The sequence below is a fragment of the Cellulomonas sp. P4_H4 genome (assembly GCF_056400865.1).
In genome coordinates, this window is record NZ_JBFUKL010000003.1 from 312854 (window position 1) to 332991 (window position 20138).

17 protein-coding genes are annotated in these 20138 nt (G+C 71.9%); 13 read left to right on the forward strand and 4 right to left on the reverse strand.

Annotated features, from left to right (window positions below):
* Positions 1 to 63 precede the first annotated feature (63 nt).
* From glgX to treZ, 3 genes are read left to right on the forward strand one after another with little or no spacing between them, the layout of a single operon-like run.
* Positions 64 to 2316, forward strand: a complete 2253-nt coding sequence (glgX, locus tag AC1DPN_RS11540; RefSeq protein ID WP_477084881.1) for a glycogen debranching protein GlgX — start codon at positions 64 to 66, stop codon at positions 2314 to 2316.
* Positions 2313 to 4823: a malto-oligosyltrehalose synthase gene (gene treY, locus AC1DPN_RS11545; RefSeq protein ID WP_477084882.1), complete on the forward strand. Its 2511-nt coding sequence runs from the start codon at positions 2313 to 2315 to the stop codon at positions 4821 to 4823. The genes glgX and treY overlap by 4 nt, the downstream gene beginning before the upstream one ends.
* A 2-nt stretch (positions 4824 to 4825) precedes the next feature.
* Positions 4826 to 6568, forward strand: coding sequence for a malto-oligosyltrehalose trehalohydrolase (gene treZ, locus AC1DPN_RS11550; RefSeq protein ID WP_477084883.1), 1743 nt, complete (start codon positions 4826 to 4828; stop codon positions 6566 to 6568).
* 34 nt (positions 6569 to 6602) lie between these two features.
* On the opposite strand, the gene zapE is transcribed toward treZ, so the two are convergent.
* A complete protein-coding gene (gene zapE, locus AC1DPN_RS11555; RefSeq protein WP_477084884.1) occupies positions 6603 to 7643 on the reverse strand; it encodes a cell division protein ZapE in 1041 nt (346 codons plus the stop codon).
* Positions 7644 to 7992: 349 nt separating this feature from the next.
* Between zapE and AC1DPN_RS11560 the strand changes: the two genes are divergently transcribed.
* From AC1DPN_RS11560 to AC1DPN_RS11595, 8 genes are read left to right on the forward strand one after another with little or no spacing between them, the layout of a single operon-like run.
* Positions 7993 to 9651, forward strand: a complete 1659-nt coding sequence (locus tag AC1DPN_RS11560; protein WP_477084885.1) for a nitrite/sulfite reductase — start codon at positions 7993 to 7995, stop codon at positions 9649 to 9651.
* Entirely contained in the window at positions 9648 to 9806 is a 159-nt protein-coding gene (locus tag AC1DPN_RS11565; RefSeq protein ID WP_477084886.1) for a hypothetical protein, read from the forward strand. Before AC1DPN_RS11560 ends, AC1DPN_RS11565 begins: the two co-directional genes overlap by 4 nt.
* Positions 9803 to 10501, forward strand: coding sequence for a phosphoadenylyl-sulfate reductase (locus AC1DPN_RS11570; RefSeq protein ID WP_477084887.1), 699 nt, complete (start codon positions 9803 to 9805; stop codon positions 10499 to 10501). The genes AC1DPN_RS11565 and AC1DPN_RS11570 overlap by 4 nt, the downstream gene beginning before the upstream one ends.
* Entirely contained in the window at positions 10498 to 11400 is a 903-nt protein-coding gene (gene cysD, locus AC1DPN_RS11575) for a sulfate adenylyltransferase subunit CysD (protein ID WP_477084888.1), read from the forward strand. Before AC1DPN_RS11570 ends, cysD begins: the two co-directional genes overlap by 4 nt.
* Positions 11400 to 12836: a sulfate adenylyltransferase subunit 1 gene (locus tag AC1DPN_RS11580; RefSeq protein WP_477084889.1), complete on the forward strand. Its 1437-nt coding sequence runs from the start codon at positions 11400 to 11402 to the stop codon at positions 12834 to 12836. The genes cysD and AC1DPN_RS11580 overlap by 1 nt, the downstream gene beginning before the upstream one ends.
* A complete protein-coding gene (gene cobA / locus AC1DPN_RS11585) occupies positions 12833 to 14026 on the forward strand; it encodes a uroporphyrinogen-III C-methyltransferase (protein ID WP_477084890.1) in 1194 nt (397 codons plus the stop codon). Before AC1DPN_RS11580 ends, cobA begins: the two co-directional genes overlap by 4 nt.
* A 1-nt stretch (position 14027) precedes the next feature.
* Positions 14028 to 14804, forward strand: a complete 777-nt coding sequence (locus tag AC1DPN_RS11590; RefSeq protein WP_477084891.1) for a dihydrofolate reductase family protein — start codon at positions 14028 to 14030, stop codon at positions 14802 to 14804.
* Positions 14801 to 15286, forward strand: a complete 486-nt coding sequence (locus AC1DPN_RS11595) for a hypothetical protein (protein WP_477084892.1) — start codon at positions 14801 to 14803, stop codon at positions 15284 to 15286. The genes AC1DPN_RS11590 and AC1DPN_RS11595 overlap by 4 nt, the downstream gene beginning before the upstream one ends.
* A gap of 4 nt (positions 15287 to 15290) precedes the next feature.
* Here the strand turns inward: AC1DPN_RS11595 and cuyB are convergent, their stop codons facing one another.
* From cuyB to gndA, 3 genes are read right to left on the reverse strand one after another with little or no spacing between them, the layout of a single operon-like run.
* On the reverse strand, positions 15291 to 15998 hold the full coding sequence (gene cuyB, locus AC1DPN_RS11600) for a cysteate racemase (protein WP_477084893.1): 708 nt from the start codon (positions 15996 to 15998) through the stop codon (positions 15291 to 15293).
* Entirely contained in the window at positions 15995 to 17287 is a 1293-nt protein-coding gene (locus AC1DPN_RS11605; RefSeq protein WP_477084894.1) for a carboxylate--amine ligase, read from the reverse strand. The genes cuyB and AC1DPN_RS11605 overlap by 4 nt, the downstream gene beginning before the upstream one ends.
* The gene (gene gndA, locus AC1DPN_RS11610) at positions 17284 to 18738 is read right to left on the reverse strand and encodes an NADP-dependent phosphogluconate dehydrogenase (RefSeq protein ID WP_477084895.1); all 1455 of its coding nucleotides are present in this window, start codon (positions 18736 to 18738) and stop codon (positions 17284 to 17286) included. Before gndA ends, AC1DPN_RS11605 begins: the two co-directional genes overlap by 4 nt.
* Before the next feature lie 188 nt (positions 18739 to 18926).
* Between gndA and AC1DPN_RS11615 the strand changes: the two genes are divergently transcribed.
* Both AC1DPN_RS11615 and AC1DPN_RS11620 read left to right on the forward strand, forming a co-directional pair.
* Positions 18927 to 19511: a DUF3000 domain-containing protein gene (locus AC1DPN_RS11615; RefSeq protein WP_477084896.1), complete on the forward strand. Its 585-nt coding sequence runs from the start codon at positions 18927 to 18929 to the stop codon at positions 19509 to 19511.
* A gap of 161 nt (positions 19512 to 19672) precedes the next feature.
* Complete coding sequence (locus AC1DPN_RS11620; protein WP_477085203.1) at positions 19673 to 20086, forward strand: helix-turn-helix transcriptional regulator; 414 nt, start codon at positions 19673 to 19675, stop codon at positions 20084 to 20086.
* Positions 20087 to 20138 lie beyond the last annotated feature (52 nt).

Below are 20138 nucleotides of genomic sequence, written 5' to 3' on the forward strand. Positions count from 1 at the left end.
TCCACCCATCTATCCTCTGTGCACCACGCGCCAGAAGAGCCTGGGCCTGACACCCTGGGGCGCATGCAGATGTGGCCTGGACGTCCGTACCCGCTGGGCGCCACCTACGACGGGACCGGGACGAACTTCGCTCTCTTCTCCGAGGTGGCCGAGCGGGTCGAGCTGTGCCTGATCGACCCCGACGGCACCGAGACCCGCGGGGACCTGACCGAGGTCGACGCGTTCGTGTGGCACGGATACCTGCCGGCGATCATGCCGGGGCAGCGGTACGGCTTCCGCGTGCACGGCCCGCACGACCCGGCGCGTGGTGACCGGTGCAACCCGAACAAGCTGCTCCTGGACCCCTACGCCAAGGCGATCGACGGGCAGGTCGACGGCGACGCGTCGCTCTACTCGTACAAGTTCGACGCCCCGGACGAGCGCAACGACGACGACTCCGCAGCGCACACCATGACGTCCGTCGTGATCAGCCCGTTCTTCGACTGGGGCAACGACCGGCCGCCGCAGCACGAGTACCACGAGTCCGTGATCTACGAGGCGCACGTGCGCGGCCTGACGATGCAGCACCCGGCCATCCCCGAGGAGCTGCGCGGCACGTACGCGGGCCTGGCGCACCCTGCCGTCATCGAGCACCTCACCTCGCTCGGCATCACCGCGGTCGAGCTCATGCCGGTGCACCAGTTCGTCAACGACCCGTCGCTCGTCGAGAAGGGCCTGTCGAACTACTGGGGCTACAACACGATCGGCTTCTTCGCACCGCACAACGGTTACGCGGCGTTCGCCAGCTCCGGGCAGCAGGTGCAGGAGTTCAAGACGATGGTCAAGGCACTGCACCAGGCGGACATCGAGGTGATCCTCGACGTGGTGTACAACCACACCGCCGAGGGCAACCACATGGGCCCGACGCTGAGCTTCCGCGGCATCGACAACGCCAACTACTACCGGCTCGTCGACGAGGACCAGGCGCACTACTTCGACACCACCGGTACCGGCAACTCCCTGCTCATGCGCTCGCCGCACGTGCTGCAGCTGATCATGGACTCGCTGCGCTACTGGGTGACGGAGATGCACGTCGACGGCTTCCGGTTCGACCTGGCGGCGACGCTCGCCCGGCAGTTCCACGAGGTCGACCGCCTCTCGGCCTTCTTCGACCTGGTGCACCAGGACCCGGTCGTCTCGCAGGTCAAGCTCATCGCGGAGCCGTGGGACATCGGCGAGGGCGGCTACCAGGTGGGCGGGTTCCCGCCGCTGTGGTCGGAGTGGAACGGCAAGTACCGGGACACCGTCCGCGACTTCTGGCGTGGTGAGCCGTCCACGCTCGGCGAGTTCGCGAGCCGCCTGTCGGGCTCGTCGGACCTGTACGAGCACACGGGCCGACGCCCCATCGCGAGCGTCAACTTCGTCACCGCGCACGACGGCTTCACGCTCAACGACCTGGTCTCGTACAACGAGAAGCACAACGAGGCCAACGGCGAGGGCAACAACGACGGCGAGAGCCACAACCGGTCGTGGAACTGTGGTGTCGAAGGTCCGACGAAGGACCGGCACATCCTCGCGCTGCGGGCTCGCCAGCGCCGCAACTTCCTGGCCACGCTGCTGCTGTCCCAAGGCATCCCGATGATCGCGCACGGCGATGAGCTCGGTCGCACGCAGCGGGGAAACAACAACGTGTACTGCCAGGACTCCCCGATCGCCTGGGTCGACTGGGATCTCAACGAGGACGCGAACGCGCTGCTGGAGTTCACGCGCCGGGTCGTACGGCTGCGCCAGGACCACCCGGTGTTCCGACGCCGCCGCTTCTTCGCCGGCAAGCCCGACCTGTCCGACCACTCCGACCTGCTCGACATCGCCTGGCTCGCGCCCGACGGGCATCGGATGTCCGACGAGGCCTGGGTCGCGGACCACTCGCGGGCCGTGGCCGTGTTCCTGAACGGCGACGCGATCGCCGAGCCCGACACCCGCGGCCAGGAGATCGTCGACGACACCTTCCTCGTCCTGTTCAACGGCCAGCCCGACGCGGCGACGTTCACGATCCCCGGCCCCGACTACGGCCAGACCTGGACCGCGGTGTTCGACACCGACTCGCAGGTCGAGGCAGGTACGACGGTCGAGGCGGGCGAGGATCTGGCGCTCGCGCAGAAGTCGGTGGTCGTCCTGACCCGGCCTCCGCTGCACCCGGCCCCCACGTCGTCCGGGATCGGGGCGGCCGCCACCGCGGCTCGCGAGTCGACCAAGCAGACGAAGCAGGCGAAATCCGCATCGGCACCCGAGGACAAGCCCAAGCGACGCACCACCCGGCCGCGCCCGAGCGCATGAGTGATCCGCGGCCGACGCCGGCCCGCCGTCTCCCGACGGCTGGCCGACCGGTTCCCGTCTCGACGTACCGGGTGCAGCTCGGGGCGGACCTGACGCTGCACGACGTCGCCGAACGGGTCCCGTACCTCGCGTCGCTCGGGGTCTCGCACGTCTACCTGTCGCCGATCCTGCGCGCAGCACCGGGATCGACGCACGGCTACGACGTGGTCTCGCACGACGAGGTCGAGCCCGCTCTCGGCGGCATGGAGGGCCTCCTCCACCTGGCCGAGGTCGCGCACGACGACGGCCTGGGGCTGGTGCTCGACATCGTGCCCAACCACATGGCGGTGCCGACTCCGGTCTGGCACAACGCCGCGCTCTGGTCCGTGCTCGCCGAAGGCCCCGACTCCCCCTACGCCGAGTGGTTCGACGTCGACTGGTCGGCAGGGGACGGCGCGGTCCTCATGCCGGTCCTCGGCGACCGTATCGGCGCGGTACTCGGGCGCGACGAGCTGCAGCTGGACGAGGTCGAGATCCCCGGCGACGGTCTGCGCACGGTGCTGCGCTACCACGACCACGTGTTCCCCGTCCGGCCGGGCACCGAGAGCCTCTCGCTCGCCGAGCTCGTCGAGCGCCAGCACTACCGGCTCGCGTACTGGCGGGTCGCGGACGAGGAGCTGAACTACCGGCGGTTCTTCGACGTCGGCACCCTGCTGGCCGTCCGCGTCGAGGACCCCGCGGTGTTCGACGCGACCCACCGACTCGTCCTGCAGCTCCTGGCGGACGGCGTGCTCGACGGCCTGCGGATCGACCACCCGGACGGCCTGGCGGATCCGGCCGGCTACCTGTCGCGGCTGCGCGAGGCGAGCGGCGGCGCGTGGGTCGTCGTCGAGAAGATCCTGGAGGGCGCCGAGACGCTGCCGCCCGACTGGGAGACCGCCGGCAGCACGGGCTACGAGGCCCTGTGGCGGATCCAGCAGACCTTCGTCGACCCGGGCGGCGCGGCCGGCCTCGGCTCGGTCATGCACCGGGTCACGGGCGACACCTCGGACGCGTTCCCCGACATCGCGGAGCAGGCCAAGCGCGAGATCGTCGACGGTCCGCTGTACGCGGAGGTGCATCGCCTCACCTCGCTCGCGGCGGACATCTGCCACGACGACCTGCGCCTGCGCGACCACACCTGGCGCGCCCTCGAGGACTGCCTGGTCGAGCTGCTCGTCGCGTTCGACCGCTACCGCGCGTACGTCGTGCCCGGCGAGTCCGTGCACCCGGAGTCGCTCGAGGTCCTGCACGCGGCGGCGCGGCTCGCGCGGCACAAGCTCTCCCCCGAGCGCGCAGCCACGATGGACGTCGTCGTCGACCTGCTCCTCGGCCGGGAGGTGGGCAGCGCCGGGCAGACGCGCGGTGCCCGGCGCGACGAGCTCATCGTGCGGTTCCAGCAGACGTGCGGCGCCGTCATGGCCAAGGGCGTCGAGGACACCGCGTTCTACCGCTGGACGCACCTCGTGGGTCTGTGCGAGGTCGGTGGCGCACCGGAGCAGTTCGCCCTGACGCCGACCGACCTGTCCGCCTGGGCGGCGGAGGCCCAGGTGTCGGCGCCGCTCGGCATGACGACGCTGTCGACGCACGACACGAAGCGCGGCGAGGACACCCGGTCCCGTCTCGGGGTGCTCAGCGAGCTGCCCCGCGAGTGGTCGGCGCTCGTCGACGGGCTGCGCGCTGCGTCCGCCCCGTACCGCAGCGCACTGCTGGACGGCCGCACCGAGTACCTGCTGTGGCAGACGCTCGCCGGGACCTGGACCGACCAGGGGCCGATCGCCGAGGACCGTCTGACCGAGTACCTGACCAAGGCGATCCGCGAGTCCAAGTCCCGCACCACCTGGACTGCACCGGACGAGCCGTACGAGCGCGCCGTGCTCGACGCCGCACGCCAGGCGCTGCGCGACCCCGTCGTCGCGGGCCTCATGAACGGCTGGGAGGTGCGCACCCGGCACGCCGTCCGCGCCGCGACCCTCGGCACCAAGCTCGTCCAGCTGACCCTGCCCGGGGTGGCGGACGTCTACCAGGGCACCGAGGTGCCGAACCCGGTGCTCGTCGACCCCGACAACCGTCGCTACGTCGAGGTCGCGCCGCTGTCCGCGCGCCTGGTCCGGCTCGACGACGGCGCGGGCCCACGCGACCTGGCCGACGAGAAGCTGCTCGTCACGTCTCGCGCGCTGCGCACCCGACGTGACCTGCCCGAGGCGTTCGTGGGTCCGACGGCCGGGTTCCTGCCGCTGGCGCACTCGTCGGGCCACTCGCTGACGTACGCCCGTACGGTCGACGGCGACCCGCAGGTCGCGGTCGTCGCGACCCGGCTGGCCGCGGCCGTGGACCGGCTGGGCGGCTGGGCGGACCACACCGTCGCCCTGCCCGACGGCGACTGGTTCGACGTGCTCACCGAGCGGCCGGTGATCGGCGGTGTGGTCGACGTCGCGGGCATCCTGGACCGGTTGCCCGTCGCGCTGCTCGTCCGGGCGCAAGGCTGAGGATGCTGCCGAGCGTCTGGGCGCCCAACGCGTCCGCGGTCGACCTGGTGATCGGCGACGCCCGGGTGCCGATGACTCGGTCCGGCGCCTGGTGGGAGACCGACCGGGCGCTCCCGCCTGGCACCGACTACGCGTTCTCCCTCGACGGCGGCCCGGGCCGGCCCGACCCACGCAGCGCGTGGCAACCCGCGGGCGTGCACGGTCCGAGCCGTGTCTTCGACGCCGCCGAGCACGACTGGTCCGACGACACCTGGCCCGGCGTCGATGCCCGTGGCGCGGTCCTGTACGAGCTGCACGTCGGAACGTTCACACCGGAGGGCACCCTTGCGGCCGCCGCGGCGGAGCTGCCCGCCCTGGTCGAGCTGGGCGTCGACATGGTCGAGCTCATGCCGATCGCCCCGTTCGACGGTGACCGAGGCTGGGGCTACGACGGCGTGGGCCTCTACGCGGTCCACGCCGCGTACGGCGGTCCCCTGGCCCTGCAGCAGTTCGTCGACACCGCGCACCGCCTGGGCCTCGGCGTCTGCCTCGACATGGTCTACAACCACCTCGGCCCGTCCGGCGCCTACGTCGGCGAGTACGGCCCGTACTGGACCGACGCGCACGAGACCCCGTGGGGCGCGGCGATCAACCTCGACCAGCCCGGTTCCGGCGAGGTCCGTCGCTGGATCATCGAGAGCGCTCTGTGGTGGCTCACCGACTTCCACGTCGACGCGCTGCGCCTGGACGCGGTGCACGCCCTCGCCGACGACGGCCCGGTCCACCTGCTCGCGCAGCTGTCCGACCGGGTAGCCGACCTGTCGGCCACGGTGGGTCGGCCGCTGTCGCTGATCGCCGAGAGCGACCTGAACGACGCGGTCTCGATCACCCCGACCGCCGAGGGCGGCTGGGGCATGACCGCGCAGTGGGCCGACGACGTGCACCACGCCATCCACTCCCTGCTCACGGGGGAGCGGCACGGCTACTACGTCGACTTCGGAACCCCTGAGGTTCTGCGCAAGGCGCTGACCAGCGCATTCGTGCACGACGGCACCTGGTCGACGTTCCGGGGCACGTCCTGGGGCCGGCATGTGCCCTCCGACACCCACGGCCATCGGTTCGTCGTGAGCGTGCAGACCCACGACCAGGTGGGCAACCGTGCGACCGGCGACCGCCCCTCCGAGCGGCACCCCGACGTGGTCCTCGCCGCGTCCGCGGCGCTCATGATCCTGTCGCCGTTCACGCCGATGCTCTTCATGGGCGAGGAGTGGGGCACCCGCACGCCCTTCCAGTTCTTCACGTCCTACGCCGACCCACCGCTCGCCGCCGCGGTCCGCGAGGGTCGCGTGCGCGAGTTCGGCGGCCACGGCTGGGCGGAGCTCTACGGCGGCGACGTCGACGTGCCTGACCCCCAGGCGCTGTCCACCTTCGAGGCGAGCACGCTGGACCGCGCGGAGCTGGCCGATCCGGCGCACGCACGGATGCTCGACTGGTACCGGACGCTCATCAGGCTGCGTCGCACCGTCCCGGACCTCGCCTCGGGCGACCTCACCGCGACGGACCTGACCTGGGGCGGCGGTTCCTCGGACGGCCCGTGGGACGGCTGGCTCGTCCTGCGCCGGGGATCCGCCCAGGTCGTCGTCAACCTGTCCGACGAGTGGGTGTCCGTCCCCTCTGGCGGTGAGCTCGCCGTGGTGGCCGAGTGGACGGGTGGACCATCGGTCAGCGGCTCCGTGGCCCCGCGGTCGATCACCGTGCTCGCCTGACGCCACGACGTCGCGACGAGCCCGGCCCGTGCCCCTAGGAGGCTGCGACGAGCGCCGCTCCGTCGGCGGCGAGCGAGCCGAGCCGCGAGAGGGCCCGGTAGTACTTCTTGCGGTACCCGCCGGCGAGCATGTCCGCCGAGAACAGGTCCCGCTCCCCCGAGCCGCCGAGCAGCACGGGGACGTCGCGGTCGTACAGCCGGTCCACCAGCACGACGAGCCGGAGCGCGACGTCCTGCGTCGGCACGGGACCGACCGCCGTGAGGCCCACGAGGCCCACTCCGTCGAGCAGGGCGCCGTACCGGGACGGGTGCACCGTCGCCAGGTGCGCGAGCAGGGTGTCGAAGTCGTCGAGCGTCGCGTCCGGCCGGCTCCCGACCGCCGCGCGCACCGCGTCGTCGCGCAGGCCCGAGGCGTCGGTGACGGCGGACCGGTGCCGGTAGTCGTCACCGTCGACGCGCAGGACCTCGAACCGGGCGGCGAGGGCCTGGATCTCGCGCAGGAAGTCGTCGGCGGCGAAGCGTCCTTCGCCCAGGGAGTCGGGCAGGGTGTTCGAGGTGGCGGCGAGCGCGACGCCCCGGTCGGCGAGCTCGCGCAGCAGGCGGGACATCAGGACGGTGTCGCCCGGGTCGTCCAGCTCGAACTCGTCGATGCAGACCAGTCGGCGCGTCGCGAGGGCCTCGACCGTGGGGAGGAACCCGAGGGCGCCGACAAGGTTGGTGTACTCGACGAAGGTGCCGTAGGCGGCGTCCCCGACGGCGCGCGCGAGCGACGTCAGCAGGTGCGTCTTGCCGACGCCGAAACCGCCGTCCAGGTAGACGGCCGGTGCGGCGGTCTTCTTGCGCCACCGTTTCGTGGGCCTGCCGTCCCGGATCTGTGCCGCCACCTGGGTCAGCCGCTCGACGGTCGCTCGCTGCGACGGGTGCGCCGGATCGGGCCGGTAGGTCGCGAAGGACTCGTCGGCGAAGTGGCGCGGCGGGACCATCTCGGCGAGGAGACGCTGGGTCGGGACGTGCGGCCGCCGGTCGGCGAGGGCCGCCGGCGACGCGTCGATGGCGCGGGAGTCGGGCACAGGCACGAGGAAGGAGCCTACGCGGCATCGGCCGAGGAGCCCATCCCGACCGAACTGGTCCGCTTTTAGCGCCGACTCGGGCGGCTGTCCATATGTCGGTAGGAGCATCTCAGATGTCGGAACGGCTCTCCCGTAGACGCCTGCCGTCCGTCATCCTCGGGGGGTGATCATGTCCGGGACGTCCGCCTGTCGGTGCACCTGCGCCGCCGCGGCCCTGCGCATGCGCTGCTGCTGTCTGCGGAGCAACTGACCCCGCCCACGTCCCCCTCGGGCGCGCGGTCTGCGTCCGATCGCCGCTCCCCCCGAGCGCTGGGTGCAGTCGCACGTCCATGAACACCCCAGAGGTACCGCCCCTATGGCGCAGACCAGGATCGCCCCGCCCGCGGCTCGTCCCGAGGGTCAGTGGGCGTTCGACCAGAAAGAGCCGCTGAACGGCAACGAGCTGTTCAAGCAGCAGGACGACGCACTCAACGTCCGGCAGCGGATCGAGGACGTCTACTCCCGCGAGGGCTTCGCGAGCATCGCACCCGAGGACCTGCGCGGACGTATGCGCTGGTGGGGGCTCTACACCCAGCGCAAGCCCGGTATCGACGGCGGCAAGACCGCGACGCTGGAGCCGCACGAGCTGGACGACGAGTTCTTCATGCTCCGCGTCCGTTGCGACGGCGGAGCGCTGAGCCTGCAGCAGCTGCGCACGATCGCGGACATCTCGGTCGAGTTCGGCCGCGGCACCGCCGACGTCACCGACCGGCAGAACATCCAGCTGCACTGGATCCGCGTCGAGGACGTCCCGGAGATCTGGCGTCGGCTCGAGGCTGTCGGCCTGAGCACCCAGGAGGCGTGCGGCGACTGCCCGCGCGTCGTCCTCGGCTCCCCCGTCGCGGGAGTGGCTGCCGACGAGATCATCGACGGCACCCCGGCCGTGCGCGCGATCGTCGACAACTACATCGGCGACCCCCGCTTCTCGAACCTGCCGCGCAAGTTCAAGACCGCGATCAGCGGCTCCCCGCACCACGACGTCGCGCACGAGATCAACGACGTCGCGTTCGTCGGCGTCGTGCACCCCGAGCTCGGTCCCGGCTTCGACCTGTGGGTCGGCGGCGGCCTGTCCACCAACCCGAAGCTCGGCGTCCGGCTCGGCGCGTTCGTCACGCTGGAGCAGATCCCGGACGTGTGGGTCGGCGTGGTGAGCATCTTCCGCGACTACGGCTACCGCCGGCTGCGCACACGCGCCCGCCTGAAGTTCCTGGTCGCGGACTGGGGACCCGAGGTGTTCCGTCAGGTGCTGGAGGGCGAGTACCTCGGCTACGCGCTCGAGGACGGCCCGGAGCCCCCGCCGCCGCCCACGGGCAACCGCGACCACGTCGGCGTGCACCCCCAGAAGGACGGCAACTTCTACGTCGGTGTCGCGCCGACCGTCGGCCGCATCTCCGGTGAGCTGCTGAACCAGCTGGCCGACCAGGTCGAGCTCGCCGGGTCCGACCGCATCCGGCTGACCGTCGAGCAGAAGATCGTCGTGCTCGACGTGGCTCCCGCCAAGGTCGACCCGCTCGTCGAGTCCCTCGAGTCGCTCGGTCTCGCGGTGCGGAAGGCGTCGCCGTTCCGACGCGGCACCATGGCCTGCACGGGCATCGAGTTCTGCAAGCTGGCCATCGTCGAGACGAAGGCGCGTGCCACGCACCTGATCGGCGAGCTGGAGAACCGGCTGCCGACCTTCGACCAGCCGATCACCATCAACCTCAACGGCTGCCCCAACTCGTGCGCCCGCATCCAGACGGCCGACATCGGGCTCAAGGGCGCGCTCGCGGGTGGCGAGGACGGCTACCAGGTCCACCTGGGCGGCGGTCTGGGCATGACGAGCGGCCTGGGGAAGACCCTGCGTGGCCTGCGCGTTCCGGCTGAGGAGCTGCCCGACTACGTCGAGCGTGTCGCGACGAAGTTCGACGAGCAGCGTACGGAGGGCGAGCTCTTCGCCCAGTGGGTGCAGCGCGCCGACGAGGAGGACCTTCGATGAGCGGGACGTCGGGCGAGCGGGCTGTGCCGTACTACTGCCCCTTCTGCGCCAGCGAGGACCTCTGGCCCGCGGGCGAGACCCACGGCCAGTGGGAGTGCCGCTCGTGCATGCGCGCGTTCGGGCTCAAGTTCGTGGGGCTGGTGAGCCGCGCATGAGCACCCTGGACACGGCCACGTTGAAGGACCTCGCCGAGCAGGCCGGGCGGGACCTCGAGGGTGCCCACCCCGAGGAGATCCTGGCCTGGGCGGCGAAGACCTTCGGTGACGACCTCGTCGTCGCGTCGTCCATGGGCGACGAGATCCTCGTGCACATGGCCGCCAAGGCCGCGCCGGGCGTGAACGTGATCTTCCTGGACACCGGGTATCACTTCGCCGAGACCATCGGCACGCGGGACTACTACGCCGACTTCACGGACATCAAGCTCCGCACGATCCTGCCGCTGCGCACCGTCGAGGAGCAGAACGCCGAGTACGGCGAGAAGCTGCACGACCGCGACCCGAACCAGTGCTGCGCGCTGCGCAAGGTCGAGCCGCTCGAGCGTGGGCTCGCGCCCTACACGGCGTGGGTCACCGGCATGCGCCGCGAGGACGCCCCGACGCGCACCGACATCACGGTCGTCGGCTGGGACGCCAAGCGCGACAAGGTCAAGCTCAACCCCCTGGCCGCCTGGACACAGGCGGACGTCGACGCGTACGTGGAGGAGAACCACGTGGTCCTCAACCCGTTGCGCCAGGCCGGGTACACATCGATCGGCTGCGCCCCGTGCACGCGTGCGGTGGCGCCCGGTGAGGACCCTCGTGCGGGCCGCTGGTCCGGCACGGGCAAGATCGAATGCGGGTTGCACACGTGAGCCAAGTGACACTGACCCAGCTGGACGCCCTCGAGTCCGAGGGCATCCACATCATGCGGGAGGTCGCGGGCGAGTTCGAGCGACCCGTGCTGCTGTTCAGCGGCGGCAAGGACTCGATCGTCATGCTGCACCTGGCGCGCAAGGCGTTCTGGCCGTCGGCCGTGCCCTTCACGCTCATGCACGTGGACACCGGGCACAACTTCCCCGAGGTCATCGAGTACCGCGACCGCGTGGTGGAGCAGTACGGGCTCCGGCTCGTGGTGGCCAGCGTGCAGGACGCGATCGACGACGGCCGCGTGTCCGAGCGCCCCGACGGTTCGCGCAACGCGCTGCAGACCGTCCCGCTGCTCGACGGCATCATCGCGAACAAGTTCGACGCGGTCTTCGGCGGCGGTCGTCGCGACGAGGAGAAGGCCCGCGCCAAGGAGCGCGTGTTCTCTCTGCGCGACGAGTTCGGCCAGTGGGACCCGCGCCGGCAGCGTCCGGAGCTGTGGGACCTGTACAACGGCCGGCACAAGCTCGGAGAGCACGTGCGCGTGTTCCCGCTGTCCAACTGGACCGAGCTCGACGTCTGGCGCTACATCGAGCGCGAGGACATCGAGCTGCCGTCGATCTACTACACGCACGAGCGCGAGGTCTTCCTGCGCGACGGCATGTGGATCGCGCCCGGCGAGTGGGGCGGGCCGAAGCCGACCGAGACGCTCGAGGTCCGCACCGTCCGTTACCGCACGGTCGGGGACATGAGCTGCACCGGTGCGGTCGAGTCGTACGCGGCGACCGTGCCCGAGGTCATCGCGGAGGTCGCGGCGAGCCGGCTCACCGAGCGCGGGGCCACGCGTGCCGACGACCGCGCATCCGAGGCTGCGATGGAAGACCGCAAGCGTGAGGGGTACTTCTGATGGGGGCGGTTGATGTGGGGGCGGAGGCGTCTGTGAGTGCGCACGTGACGGAGCACGCGACGCGGGACCTCCTGCGCCTGGCAACGGCCGGATCCGTCGACGACGGCAAGAGCACCCTGATCGGCCGCCTGCTCTACGACACGAAGTCGGTCCTCGCCGACCAGCTGAGCGCCGTCGAGGCCGCGACCGCTGCGCGCGGCGGCGGTCAGGTCGACCTGGCGCTGCTCACCGACGGCCTGCGTGCCGAGCGCGAGCAGGGCATCACGATCGACGTGGCGTACCGCTACTTCTCGACCGCGACCCGCGCGTTCGTGCTGGCCGACACCCCCGGGCACGTCCAGTACACGCGCAACATGGTCACCGGCGCCTCGACGGCCGAGCTCGCGATCGTGCTCGTCGACGCCCGCAAGGGCGTGCTCGAGCAGACCCGTCGGCACGCGACGATCACCGCTCTGCTGCGCGTCCCGCACGTCGTGCTCGCGGTGAACAAGATGGACCTCGTCGACTTCGACGAGCCCACCTTCCGGGCGATCGCGGACGAGTTCACGGCCTACGCCGCGGGGCTCGGCATCTCCGACGTCGTCGCGGTGCCCCTGTCGGCCCTCGCCGGCGACAACGTGGTGGACCGATCGACCCGGACGCCCTGGTACGACGGCCCGACGCTCCTCGAGCACCTCGAGGGGGTCGAGGTGGGTCGTGACGCGCAGTCCGAGGCCTTCCGGTTCCCCGTGCAGGTGGTCATCCGGCCGCGCACGCCCGAGCACCCCGACTACCGCGGGTACGCAGGGCGCGTCGCGTCCGGTGTCGTCTCCGTCGGCGACGAGGTCACCGTGCTGCCGTCGGGCAAGACGAGCGTGGTCGTCGGCATCGACACCTTCGACGGCCCACTGCAGGAGGCGCACGCGCCGCAGTCGGTCACGCTCCGCCTCGCCGACGACGTCGACGTGGCCCGCGGCGACGTCCTGGTCCCGACCGGATCGACGGTGGCCGTCGGGTCGGACCTCGAGGGCACGGTCTGCTGGCTGGCCGAGAAGCGCAGCGTCCTGGGCGCGCGCCTGCTCGTCCGCATCGGCACGCGGACGGTCCGTGCGCTGCTGCGCGAGGTCAACGCCCGCCTCGACGTCGACACGCTCACGGTCGACCGGTGGGACGGCATCGACACCCTGCACGCGGTCGACGCCACCGACACGTCCTCCGACATCCCGCCGCGCGCGCTGTCGCTGAACGCGATCGGCCGCGTCAAGATCCGGCTGGCCGAGTCCGTCGTGCTCGACGACTACGCCACGCACCGTCGCACCGGCGGCTTCCTGCTGGTCGACCCGGCCGACGGGACCACGCTCGCCGCGGGCATGATCGGTGCGACGCTGCTCGACCGGCTCACGCCGACCGACGCGGCGGCGGACGACACGGACTGGCTGGCGGGCGCCGGGATATGACCGGTCGCCACCCCCTGCTGCTCGACCTCGCCGGTCGACGCGTCGTCGTCGTCGGCGGCGGGCCGGTGGCGGCTCGTCGTGCGACCCGGTTGGTCGAGGACGGCGCGGACGTCGTCGTGGTCGCACCCGCGATCTGCGAGGACCTGGCCGAGCTGCTCGACCGCGTCACCTGGCACCGGCGCGACTACCTCTCGACCGACCTGGACGGCGCGTGGCTGGTGCACACCGCGACGGGCGACCGTGCGGTGGACGACGTGGTCGCCGCGGACGCGGAGGCGTCGAGGATCTGGTGCGTCCGGGCCGACGACGCCGCGGCGTCGAGCGCCTGGACCCCCGCCGTCGCGCGCTCGGGCGACGTCACGGTGGCGGTCGGCGCCGGCGGCGACCCGCGGCGGGCGACCGCCCTCCGGAACGCGATCGCGCTCCTGCTCGACACCGGGGGGCTGCCGCTGCGTCGGCACCGCCCGACGACCGGCAGCGTGGTGCTCGTCGGCGGTGGGCCGGGCGACCCCGGGCTCATCACGACCCGTGGCCGCCGGGCGCTCGCAGAGGCGGACGTGGTCGTCGTCGACCGCCTCGCGCCCCGTGCCCTCCTGGCCGAGCTCGACCCGTCGGTCGAGATCATCGAGGCAGGGAAGTCGCCGCACGCGCACACGCTCACCCAGACCGAGATCAACGCGGTGCTCGTCGAGCGTGCGCTGGCCGGCCACCGCGTCGTGCGGCTCAAGGGCGGCGACCCGTTCGTCCTCGGGCGTGGAGGCGAGGAGGTCCTGGCCTGCCTCGCCGCCGGCGTGCCGGTCGAGGTGGTCCCCGGAGTGACCAGCGCGCTCGCCGTCCCGGCCGCCGCCGGCATCCCGGTGACGCACCGCGGGCTGTCCCGTCAGCTGACCATCCTGTCCGCGCACGACACCACGCCCGACTGGGCCACGCTCGCGCGCCTGGAGGGCACTCTGGTGCTGCTCATGGGCGTCGCGCAGCTCGGGTCGCACACGCGCCAGCTGCTCGCTCACGGCAAGGACCCGGGCACGCCGGTGGCCATCGTCGAGCGGGGCACGCTCCCCGAGCAGCGGACCACCGTCGGCACGCTCGCGGACATCGCGTCGCTGGCGCGCGAGCGCGGCGTCGGCAACCCGGCGGTCGTCGTCGTCGGCGACGTGGCGGCCCTCGCGGACGTGCTGGGACCGTCCTGAGGTGACGGTGCCTGTGCTGCCCGCGCTGGACGTGCTCCTGCCTCTCGGTCGACCGCGGATCGAGCCGACGGCCGGGGAGCCGGAGCTGGTCGCGCTCTTCGGCGACGCACCGGGGGTGCGGGCGAACATGGTCAGCACCGTCGACGGCTCCTCGACGGGCGCGAACTCCCTGAGCGGCTCGATCAACAACGCCGCCGACTGGCGCGTGTTCCGCGTCCTGCGAGCCCTGGCCGACGTGGTCCTGGTCGGCGCGGGCACCGTGCGCGCCGAGGGCTACACGGCCCTCGACGTCCCCGACGACCTGCGGGCCGCGCGCGCGTCGCTCGGCCTGGCGGACGACCTCGAGCTCGCCGTCGTCTCGACCTCGGGCGACCTCCCCGAAGCCCTGCTCGACGGCTCGCGCCCGCCGCTCGTCCTCACCGTCGCCGACAACCCGTCGCTCGGCGGGCTGCGCGACGCCCTCGGGGACGACCGCGTCCTGGTCACCGGCGACGGCCACCGAGTCGACGCCCGCGCCGCCGTCACGGCCCTCGCCGACCGCGGCCTGACCCGCGTGCTCGCCGAGGGCGGACCGTCGCTGCTCGCAGCCCTGGTCGAGGCCGACGTGGCCGACGAGCTGTGCCTGACCTGGAGCCCTCAGCTGGTCGGCGGCCCCGCGGGGCGCATCGTCAACCAGCCGTCGTGGTTCTCCCCCGCGCGCTCGCTGACACCGCTGCACCTCCTGCATGCGGACGGCGTGCTGCTCGGGCGCTGGCGGGTGACTAGGCTCGGCGCGTGACCGACACGATCATCGTCCTCACGGAGGACACGCTCACCAGCTCCGACGTCGACAAGCTGCTCGCGCTGCACGGTGACGAGACGTACGCATACCGCGTGCTCGTCCCCGCAGACACCGACCGGCCCCTCGTCTCCACCATCATCGACAACCTCAGCATGGGCGAGCTGCGCGAGGCGTGGGACCGCGCCCGCGGCAAGGAGCCGTCGCAGCCGGAGGCCAAGGCCACCGCTGACGAGCAGCTCGCGGGCAGCATCGCCGCGTTCGTCGCTGCCGGCCGCGAGGCCTCGGGCGCCGTCGTCGAGGACGACCCGCTGCCCGCCCTGAAGACCGCCGTCGCCGACGGTGACGTCGTGGAGGTCGCCGTCGTGACCTACCCGCACGCGGTGGAGGACACGTTCCACACCGACTGGGCCTCCCGCGCCCGCGAGGAGCTGCAGGTCCCCGTGCTGCACCTCTACGCGGGTACCAGCGAGCTCGGCTGACCGCTCAGCGCAGGTCGTGCCCGGCGCGCTCGATGGTGCGCCGGGCCAGGACGTCCAGCGAGTCGACGTAGAGCGGGTCGTCCAGCAGGTGTGCGTCGTCGGCGACGACGGACAGCTCGGTGCACCCCAGGACGATGGTCTGCGCGCCACGTCCGACCAGTGCGTCGACGACGCCGCGGAGGGCCGGCAGGTCGACCGGGCGCCCGGCCTTCACCTGGTCGTAGATGACCCGCATGACGACGGCCTGCTCGTCGTCGGTGGGCTCCACGGACGCCAGCCCTCGGGCCCGCGCCGCCTGCTGGTAGACGTCGGCGGCGAGCGTGCCCGACGTGGCCAGGATCCCGACGGTCGTGGTGCCCGGCCGCTGGTCGACCACCTCGGCGATCGTCTCGTCGACGATGCTCAGGACCGGCACCTGCGTGGCTTCGACGACCTCGGACGTGAAGTGGTGCGCCGTGTTGCACGGGATCACGATGAAGGAGACGCCGATGCGCTCGAGCGTCCGCGCGTCGTCCGCCATGACCGGACCCGGGTTGCTCGTCGAGCGGCCCAGGATGAACTCCGTTCGGTCCGGGATCGACGCGTGCTGCATGACGACCAGGTCGACGTGGTCCTGGTCCCGGTCGGCGCGCGTCAGGCGCACGATCTTGTCCATGAAGTAGACGGTGGCCAGCGGTCCGACGCCGCCGATCACCCCGACGGGTGCCGTCATGCGTGCACCTCCTGCACCTGGACCGGTCGCTCGTAGTGCGTCCGGTACTTGCGCACCTGGTTCGCCTGCGCGATCGCCACGTACAGCCAGCGTCGGGGGTTGGTCTCGGCGCGGTACCAGAGCGGGTTGGTGGCCCGGCCGGAGCGTCCGAGCGAGCGCACCCGCGCCCGCAGGGTCGGGTCCGCGACGTACCGGCGCAGCAGCCAGCGCGGCAGGACCGTGTACAGGTGCGGCTCCGTGATCTCGGTTGCAGCGCCGTCGGGCAGCGGAGGCAGGCCCTGCACGTACTCGCGCACGTACAGCTCGGCGGTGTTGCGCCCTCCGGCCGTGATGTAGAAGTTCGAGCGGCCCAGGCGCGGGTTGAGCTCGAAGAACACCGTGCTGCCGTCGCGCGGGTCGAACTTCAGGTCGAAGTTGGCGTAGCCGGTCCAGCCGAGGTGCTCGAGCAGCCGGGTGGCCTGGCCCGCCAGCGTCTCGTCGTGCCGGGTGATGATGCCCGCCGGGTTCCCGAGCGCGCCGGGCGTGTGCTCCTCGAGGAGCACGTGCCCGAACGCGGAGAACTGGACCGTGCCGGTGCGGTCGCCGTAGCAGGTGAGGATGCGCATGCCGGAGTCGTCGCCCGGGATGAGGTCCTGGATGATGAACGTCCCGGCGTACCCGCTGCCCTGCACGCGGCCCAGGAGCTCCGCGAGCTCACCGGGGGTGTCCACGGTGAACACCTTCTTCTTCCCCGCGAACTCGACCAGGTGGTACGCCGCGGTGTCGGCCGCCTTCGCGATGACCGGGAAGCGCAGCCCGGAGGTGTCGGGGACTCCCCCGGCCGCGACGTCGTGCACCACGGTGGTGGGGTGGCCGAGCCCGAGCTCGCGGCACAGGTCCCCGAAGAGCTCCTTGTCGGTGACGCGGTCGAGGGTCTCGAGCGGCACGTACGGGATCGTGTAGAGGTCCTCGAGCCGGTTGCGGTTCTCGACGATCGTCCGCACCAGCCAGTCGGCGCTGCCCACGAGGATCAGCTTCTTGCCGACGTGCTCGGCCGCGATGCGCCGCAGCGTGGCCACGGCCGTGTCGGCGTCGTCGATACCCGGCTCGACCACGTTCACGAGGATGCGCGAGTGCCGGACGAGACCCGTGGACACCGACGACACGACGACCGACCGGACGCCGTACGCCTCGTGGAACGTCCGGGCGATGCTGTAAGCGCCGATGTCGCCGCCCAGGACGACAGGTTGCAGGTCGTCCTGACGCACCGCGGCGCGCGGAGCGCGCCGTGCCACAGTGCGACTGCTCACGCGGGCTGCTCGCTGCGGTCACCGGTCCAGAGCGTGTGGAACGTTCCGTCCTTGTCGGTGCGCCGGTACGTGTGCGCACCGAAGAAGTCGCGCTGCGCCTGGATCAGCGCGGCGGGCAGGCGCTCGGCCCGGACACCGTCGTAGTACGCGAGCGACGACGAGAACGCGGGCGTGGGAACGCCGGCGAGCGCCGCACCCGAGACGACCCGGCGCCACGCAGCCAGGCCGTTGCCGACCGCGCCGGTGAAGTACTCGTCGGCGAGCAGCAGCGGCAGGTGCGCGTCGCGCTCGTACGCCTCGGTGATGCGGTTGAGGAAGCGCGCGCGGATGATGCAGCCGCCGCGCCAGATGCGGGCCATCGCGCCGCGGTCGACGTCCCAGCCGAACTCGGCGCTGGCGGCGGCGATCTGGTCGAAGCCCTGCGAGTACGCGACGACCTTGGAGGCGTACAGCGCGAGCCGGACGTCCTCGATGAACGCGTCGCGGTCGGTGATCGCGAACGGCGTCGCGTCGGCCGGAAGCGCCGCGGCACCCGCGGTGCGCTGCGGGACGGAGCCCGACAGGGCACGCGCGAACGTGGCCTCGGCGATGCCGGTGATCGGGACGCCCAGGTCGAGCGCGTTCTGCACGGTCCAGCGGCCCGTGCCCTTCTGTTCGGCCTGGTCGAGCACGATGTCGACGAACGCGCTGCCGGTCTCTGCGTCCACGTGCGCGAGCACGTCGGCGGTGATCTCGATGAGGAACGACTCCAGGTCGCCCGTGTTCCACTCGGCGAAGATCTGCCCGATCTCGGCGGCGGAAGCTCCCAGCCCCTGGCGCAGCAGGTCGTACGCCTCCGCGATGAGCTGCATGTCGGCGTACTCGATGCCGTTGTGCACCATCTTGACGAAGTGGCCGGCGCCGTCCGGGCCGATGTAGGTGCAGCACGGCACGCCGTCCACCTTGGCCGAGATCTTCTCGAGGATCGGGCCCAGGGACTCGTACGACTCCTTCGTACCGCCCGGCATGATCGACGGGCCGAGCAGCGCCCCCTCCTCGCCGCCGGACACGCCGGATCCGACGAAGTGCAGGCCCTTCTCACGCAGCGCCGCCTCGCGGCGGATGGTGTCGGGGAAGTGCGCGTTGCCCGCGTCGACGACGATGTCGCCCTCCTCCAGGAACGGCACGAGCTCGTCGATGACCGCGTCGGTCGGACCGCCGGCCTTGACCATGACGATGATCTTGCGGGGCTTGGCCAGGGACGCCACGAAGTCCTCGACCGACTCCGACGGCACGAAGTCACCGTCGTCACCGTGGTCCGCGACGAGCGACTCGGTCTTCGCGTAGGACCTGTTGTGGATCGCGACCGTGTACCCGTTGCGGGCAAAGTTGCGTGCGAGGTTGCGGCCCATCACCGCCAACCCCGTGACACCGATCTGAGCGGTTCCGGTGGCGGTTCCTGAGGCGACCATTCGAGAGAGCTCCTTCGAGACGTCGGCCGGAGGGCGTCGTCGCACGGTGGCTGCGGGCAGGCAGGCGGCCGACACGCGCGACGGGGTCCGGGGATGCTGGGTGCGCGCGCCAGCCTAGTCCGCAGCGCCGAGAGACGAAGCGGCGTGCCGGACCGCAAGACGGCACCGCCGTGCGTACGCTCCACACCGTGACACCCGCTGGTCCGGAGGACGTCCCCGTCGAGTTCGTCAGCGCGCTGCGCTCGCTGCGTCAGGTGACCGTCCGTCCCGAGGTGATCCTCGACGAGGTTCCCGGTCCCGCGCGCATCGCGCCCTTCTCCGCGGCGCTCACCGCCGAGATCCGCACCGCGCGCCGGTCGGTCGCGGCCGCCGAGCTCGCGTCCGGACGTTTCGTCGTCCTCTTCGACCCGGCCGGCCAGGAGGCGTGGGAAGGCAACTTCCGGCTCGTCACCCTGGTCCGCGCGACGCTCGAGGCCGAGGTCGGCGCAGACCCGATGCTCGCCGAGGTGGCGTGGACCTGGTTCACCGACGCCCTGCAGGAGTCCGGTCTCGACCCGCAGTCCGCCGGCGGCACCGTCACCCGGGTCCTGTCGCAGAGCTTCGGTGCTCTCGACCGGCGGTCCGAGCAGACCGAGCTGGAGATCCGCGCGTCGTGGACGGCCGCCGACGAGGACCTCGCGCCCCACCTGACGGCCTGGGCGACGCTGCTGTGCACCGCCGCCGGCCTCGAGCCCCTCCCGGACGGGGTCGTCGCCCTGGGACCGCGTCGCTAACTCTCAAGTCGGGCGTCAAGGATGCCGATGACTGGCACGTGAGCATCGAGCCGCTGCGACGAAACCCGGCCCAGGCACGTGGGCCCGAGCTTCGACGTACCCTCACGACCGCGCGTCCCGCAGGAACGGCAGCGACGGCACCCGCACCGGCGACGCAGCAGATGTGCGTCGTGGTGACCGAGGTGGCGGACGGCGACGGCGGCGCCCTGGTGCGCAACCTGCGACGCCGTGGCGCACCACGGGTCGTCGTGCTGACGCGCCGGGCTGCTCGACCCGAGCTGAGCACGCTCCTGGCCGGTGGCCTGCGCGGCGCGGTCGCCGGAGTGACCGTCCCGAACCTGCCCCGCGCCGCAGCGCCCGCCGCTGCACAACCGCCGCTGCCCGAGCTCACGGCACGCGAGATCAGCGTGCTCAAGCTCGTCGCCGACGGCCGCACGAACCGCCTCATCGGCGAGGACCTCGGACTCTCCGCCCTCACCGTGAAGAGTCACCTGGCGCGCATCTCGCGCAAGCTGGGCACCGGCGACCGGGCCGAGCTGGTCGCGATCTCCATCCGCGGTGGCGTGCTGTCCTGACTGTTCGCTCCCGCGCGGCCTGCGCGGATGCGTCCGTCCTTTCGCTTACGGT